Annotated in this window: 5 protein-coding genes and 1 pseudogene; all 6 read left to right on the top strand. The window is 71.7% G+C overall.

Annotation, left to right across the window (positions count from 1 at the left end; genetic code table 11):
* A pseudogene (locus AB0G35_RS34670) lies at positions 1–84 on the top strand (transposase); the annotation flags it as partial.
* A 50-nt stretch (positions 85–134) separates the two neighbouring features.
* The gene (locus tag AB0G35_RS34665) at positions 135–731 is read left to right on the top strand and encodes a response regulator (RefSeq protein ID WP_360957953.1); all 597 of its coding nucleotides are present in this window, start codon (positions 135–137) and stop codon (positions 729–731) included.
* 155 nt (positions 732–886) lie between these two features.
* Complete coding sequence (gene nrtL / locus AB0G35_RS34660; protein WP_360957950.1) at positions 887–2,044, top strand: ArgS-related anticodon-binding protein NrtL; 1,158 nt, start codon at positions 887–889, stop codon at positions 2,042–2,044.
* 31 nt (positions 2,045–2,075) lie between these two features.
* A complete protein-coding gene (gene lysA, locus AB0G35_RS34655; protein WP_360957947.1) occupies positions 2,076–3,467 on the top strand; it encodes a diaminopimelate decarboxylase in 1,392 nt (463 codons plus the stop codon).
* 150 nt (positions 3,468–3,617) lie between these two features.
* The gene (locus AB0G35_RS34650) at positions 3,618–4,910 is read left to right on the top strand and encodes a homoserine dehydrogenase (RefSeq protein WP_360957944.1); all 1,293 of its coding nucleotides are present in this window, start codon (positions 3,618–3,620) and stop codon (positions 4,908–4,910) included.
* Between the two features lie 8 nt (positions 4,911–4,918).
* Complete coding sequence (thrC, locus tag AB0G35_RS34645) at positions 4,919–6,004, top strand: threonine synthase (RefSeq protein WP_360957941.1); 1,086 nt, start codon at positions 4,919–4,921, stop codon at positions 6,002–6,004.
* Positions 6,005–6,053 lie beyond the last annotated feature (49 nt).

Genomic DNA, 6,053 nt, shown 5'->3' with positions numbered 1-6,053 from the left:
ATCCGCCGCTACATCATCTGGCGGAACAAGCACGCTGCCGACGAACGCCTACGCGAGGTCGTGAACAGGGCGAACGTTGCTTGATGCGGCACTAGTCTCGTGGTGTGCCTGGCTTGTCCGGTCGGATCCTTGTCGTGGACGACAACAAGGTGATCCGGCAGTTGATCAGGGTCAACCTTGAGCTGGAGGGCTTCGAGGTCGTGACCGCGGCTGATGGTGCCGAGTGTCTGGATGTCGTGCACCACGTGAGACCTGATGTCGTGACCCTTGATGTCGTGATGCCGCGGCTCAACGGTCTGCACACCGCGGCACGCCTGCGGTCCGATCCGCGGACCTGGGACATCCCGATCGCCATCGTCAGCGCCTGCACGGAGGGCGAGGTGGGCAACGGCGAGCCGGTGGCGGTGGACGCGTTCCTGGCGAAGCCGTTCGAGCCGACGGAGCTGGTGCGGACGGTGGGGAAGCTGGTGCGGGAGGGGCGGCAGAGGGACCGGGAGTGGCAGTTCGGGGCGGGGGAACGCCCCGGGGGAAGTCCGGTCGGGCCCGAGGGTGGGGGCGAAGAGACGGAGTACGGCGGTGGCCGGCGGGAGGGCGTGGGAGACGGGGCCGGTGCTGAGGGGGAGAGGGAGGACGGATCGTCCGGTGGGCACGTCGGCGCGAGTGAGGGGGCCCCGTCCCCGGCCCCGTCCCGTGGGCATGTCGGGACGGGTGGGGAACACGGGGCGGGTTAGGTGAGGAAGACCGGGCGGGGCGGCCGAGGCATCGGTCCCGGGCGGCCGGGGAGACCAGTGCGGCCCTCCTTCACGCTCGCCGTCACCACGCGGACTGGTGTCCACAGGGCGAAACCGGTCGCGTCGATGCCCCCGGTCTCCCATACGCTTGTCCCGTGACCCCCGCTGAGCTCTCCCGCACCGTCCTGCGTTCCGTGCGCGGTGCCGTTGAGGACCGGGAGCTCTCCGTGCCGGTGCCGGCGCGGATCGTGGTGCGGCCGCCCAAGCGGCCCGGGTGTGGGGACTACGCCTCGAATGTCGCGCTGCAGCTCGCCGGGCCCGCGGGGCGGTCGGCCCGCGAGGTCGCCGAGATCCTGCGGAAGCGGCTGGCGGGGAGCCCCGGGATCGACCGGGTCGAGATCGCCGGGCCGGGATTTCTGAACTTCACGCTGGGGGACGGGGCGCTGGTCGATGTCGTGCGCCAGATCCTGGCGCAGGGGGCCGCTTACGGCGATCGTTCGTTTTACGGCGATCGTTCGTTCGCCGCTCTTCCGTCGGCTGCCGTCACCCGTTCCGTAAGCGTTCGGCCGGTCGCCCGGCCCCGCGGCGCCCGGGAGACCGTCGTTGCCGAGGCGCTGGCGCGGATCGATGCGGCGGTCGAGGGCGGGGAGCCCCCCCGCCTCCCGGAGGTTTCCGACGAGCTGGACGGGCTGGTCGCCCGGCTCGGGAGCGACGAAGCACGCTGGGTGTTGTTGCGGCCCGCCGCTCACGATCCGGTGCGGGCGCCCGAGCGGCCGGTGCAGCGGGAGAGCAATCCGCGGTTCCTGGTGCAGTACGCGTACGCGAGGGTGCGGGCGTTGGTCCGGAACGCCGATGACCTGGGGTTCACCGCCGAGCCGGGGGACACCCTCGGGAACGGGCCGGGGGGCACCCGCGGGAACGGGCCGGGGGACACTCTCGGGAACGGGCCGGGGGACGCCCTCGGGAACGGGCCGGGCACGGCCGTGGGTGAGCCGGGGGACGCTCCCGCTTCCCCGTCGGCCCCTCGCCCCGCTCGGGCCGCCGCCCTTCGCGACCTGCACACCCTGCTCGCCACCTACCCCTCCGTCATCGAGGGCGCCGCGCGGCTTCGGGCGCCGGATCGGGTGGTGCGGCATCTGGAGGCGACAGCGGAGGCGTTCTTCCGGTGGCACGACGTGTGTCCGCCGCTGCCCGTCGGGGAGCAGAAACCCTTGGCCGTGCACCGTGCCCGGCTGGCCCTTGCCGAGGCCGTCGGGACGGTGCTCGCCAACGGCCTGCGACTGCTCGGCATCTCCGCACCCGAACACCTCTGAGCTTGTGAATTCTTGAGGGGATCTTCCTGTTATGAGCCGTTCCGCGCACCCCGCCGGGCCCCGGCACGCCGACGTCCTTCCCGAGGGGCACTACGCCGGGCCGCCCGCCGACCTCAACACCCTTGACGCGCACGTCTGGTCGCGTACGGTCCGGCGCAATGACGACGGTGCGGTGACCGTCGGCGGGCTGGACGTCCGGGCGCTGGCCGAGGAATTCGGGACGCCGGCGTACTTCCTGGACGAGGAGGACTTCCGGGCGCGCTGCCGGGCCTGGCGGGACGCCTTCGGGCCGGACGCCGACGTGTTCTACGCGGGGAAGGCCTTCCTGTCCCGGGCCGTCGTGCGGTGGCTGCACGAGGAGGGGCTGAACCTCGATGTGTGTTCGGGGGGTGAGCTCGCCACCGCGCTCTCGGCCGGGATGCCCGCCGAGCGGATCGCGCTGCACGGGAACAACAAGAGCACCGAGGAGATCACCCGGGCCGTGGAGGCCGGGGTGGGGCGGATCGTGCTCGACTCGTTCCAGGAGATCGTGCGGGTCGCGCACATCGCCCAGAAGCTCGGCAAGCGGCAGCGGGTGCAGATCCGGGTCACGGTCGGTGTCGAGGCGCATACCCACGAGTTCATCGCGACCGCGCACGAGGACCAGAAGTTCGGCATCGCGCTGGCCGGCGGGCAGGCCGCGGAGGCCGTGCGGCGGGCGCTGAAGCTGGACGGGCTCGAACTGATCGGGATCCACAGCCACATCGGGTCGCAGATCTTCGACATGGCGGGCTTCGAGGTCTCCGCGCGCCGGGTCGTGCAGCTGCTGACCGAGGTGCGCGACGAGCACGGGATCGAGCTGCCGGAGATCGACCTCGGTGGCGGCCTCGGCATCGCGTACACCTCCGAGGACGATCCGCGCGAGCCGCACGAGATCGCCGCGGCGCTGAACGAGATCGTGACCAAGGAGTGCCGGGCCGCGGGCCTGGGCGTGCCGCGGCTGTCGGTCGAGCCGGGGCGGGCGATCGTCGGGCCGACGGCCTTCACGCTCTACGAGGTCGGCACGGTCAAGGAGCTGGAGGGGCTGCGGACGTATGTGTCCGTGGACGGCGGGATGTCGGACAACATCCGCACCGCGCTCTACGACGCGGAGTACAGCGTGGCCCTCGTCTCCCGGACCTCGGACGCCGAGCCGATGCTGTCGCGGGTGGTCGGCAAGCACTGTGAGAGCGGCGACATCGTCGTCCGGGACGCCTTCCTGCCGGCCGATGTCGCGCCGGGGGACCTGCTCGCGGTGCCGGCGACCGGGGCGTACTGCCGGTCCATGGCGAGCAACTACAACCACGCGCTGCGGCCGCCGGTCGTGGCGGTGAAGGACGGTGCGGCCAGGGAGATCGTCCGACGCGAGACGGAGGAAGATCTCCTGCGCCTGGATGTCGGGTAGGGCCGGATCGCCGGGGCCCGGCCCCGGATGAAATAAATGTCTCGGTATCCGGACGACGGACGGAAACTGACGTCCGGTGCGTGAGACTGGTGCATGAGTCTTGTGCAAGAGCAAGACGGAAATCGCTGATCGATGAGAAGCAGAGGTCGAATGATGCGTACGCGTCCGCTGAAGGTGGCGCTGCTGGGCTGTGGTGTTGTCGGCTCAGAGGTGGCGCGCATCATGACGACGCACGCGGACGACCTCGCGGCCCGGATCGGCGCGCCCGTGGAGCTGGCCGGGATCGCGGTACGCCGCCCCGACCGGGTGCGCGCGGGCGTGCCGGCCGAACTGGTCACCACCGACGCCACCGCGCTCGTCAAACGGGGTGACATCGACGTCGTCATCGAGGTCATCGGCGGCATCGAGCCGGCCCGCACGCTGATCACCACCGCCTTCGAGCACGGCGCGAGCGTGGTGTCCGCCAACAAGGCGCTGGTGGCCGCGGACGGCGCGGCGCTGCACGCGGCGGCCGAGGCCAACGGCGCGGACCTGTACTACGAGGCCGCCGTCGCCGGCGCGATCCCGCTGGTCCGGCCGCTGCGCGAGTCGCTGGCCGGCGACAAGGTCAACCGGGTCCTCGGCATCGTCAACGGCACCACCAACTTCATCCTCGACCGGATGGCGTCGACCGGCGCCGGCTACAGCGAGGCGCTGGACGAGGCGACCGCCCTCGGCTACGCGGAGGCCGACCCGACCGCCGACGTGGAGGGCTTCGACGCCGCCGCCAAGGCCGCGATCCTCGCCGGGATCGCCTTCCACACCCGCGTCACCATCGACGACGTGCACCGCGAGGGCCTGACCGAGGTCACCGCCGCCGACATCGCCTCCGCCCAGCGCATGGGGTGCACGGTCAAGCTGCTGGCGATCTGCGAGCGGGCGGCGGACGGGGAGTCGGTGACCGCCCGGGTGCATCCGGCGATGATCCCGCTGACGCATCCGCTGGCCTCCGTCCGCGAGGCGTACAACGCGGTCTTCGTGGAGGCCGACGCGGCCGGCCAGCTGATGTTCTACGGGCCCGGCGCGGGCGGTGCGCCGACCGCCTCCGCGGTGCTCGGGGACCTGGTCGCGGTCTGCCGCAACAAGCTCGCCGGCGCCACCGGCCCCGGGGAGTCGGCGTACACCGCGCTGCCGGTCAGCCCGATGGGCGAGGTCGTCACGCGCTACCACATCAGTCTCGACGTGGCCGACAAGCCCGGCGTTCTCGCGCAGGTCGCGACGGTCTTCGCCGAACACGGCGTATCGATCGATACGGTCCGCCAGCAGGGCAAGGACGGCGAGGCCTCCCTCGTCGTCGTCACCCACCGGGCCGCCGACGCGGCCCTGTCGTCGACCGTCGGGGCGCTGCGCGAGCTGGACACCGTACGCGGCGTCGCCAGCATCATGCGGGTCGAAGGGGAGTAAAGGAACCCATGTCTGCCAATTCCACCGCCGCCACCACCAGCCGTCAGTGGCGCGGAATCATCGAGGAATATCGCGACCGGCTGCCGGTCAGCGACGCGACCGAGGTCGTCACCCTCCGCGAGGGAGGTACGCCGCTGGTGCCGGCGCAGGTGCTCTCCGAGCGCACCGGCTGCGAGGTGCACCTCAAGGTCGAGGGTGCCAACCCCACCGGTTCCTTCAAGGACCGCGGTATGACGATGGCGATCACCCGTGCCAAGGAGGAGGGCGCCAAGGCGGTCATCTGCGCCTCGACCGGCAACACCTCCGCGTCGGCCGCCGCGTACGCGGTGCGGGCCGGCATGGTCTGCGCGGTGCTCGTCCCGCAGGGCAAGATCGCGCTCGGCAAGATGGGTCAGGCGCTGGTGCACGGCGCGAAGATCCTGCAGATCGACGGCAATTTCGACGACTGTCTGACGCTGGCCCGCGGCCTGTCCGACAACTACCCGGTCGCACTTGTGAACTCCGTCAACCCGGTGCGCATCGAGGGCCAGAAGACCGCCGCCTTCGAAATCGTCGACATGCTCGACGACGCCCCGGACATCCACGTGCTGCCCGTCGGCAACGCCGGCAACATCACCGCGTACTGGAAGGGCTACCAGGAGTACGCGGCCGACGGCATCGCCTCCCGCACCCCGCGGATGTGGGGCTTCCAGGCCTCCGGCTCCGCGCCGATCGTGCGCGGCGAGCCCGTCAAGGACCCGCAGACCATCGCCACCGCGATCCGCATCGGCAACCCCGCCTCGTGGGCGAACGCCGAGCGTGCGCGGGACGAGTCGGGCGGTTTCATCGACGAGGTGACCGACCGTCAAATCCTCGCCGCCTACCGCCTGTTGGCCGCGCAGGAGGGCGTGTTCGTGGAGCCCGCCTCGGCCGCTTCGGTGGCCGGTCTGCTCAAGGCCGCCGAGCAGGGCAAGGTCGACCCGGGCCAGCGCATCGTCTGCACGGTCACCGGCAACGGCCTGAAGGACCCGGACTGGGCGGTCGCCGGTGCGCCGCAGCCGGTCACGGTCCCGATCGACGCGGCCGCGGCGGCCGAGCGGCTCGGCCTCGCCTAGGACGCGGCCGTACGGGCCGGCCGGCCCGTACGGCGCCCGGTGACCGGAC

This window comes from Streptomyces sp. NPDC021749 (assembly GCF_040640655.1).
GTDB lineage: Bacteria > Actinomycetota > Actinomycetes > Streptomycetales > Streptomycetaceae > Streptomyces.
The sequence above is the reverse complement of the archived record's forward strand: the minus strand, read 5'-3'. Positions and strand labels throughout refer to the sequence as shown.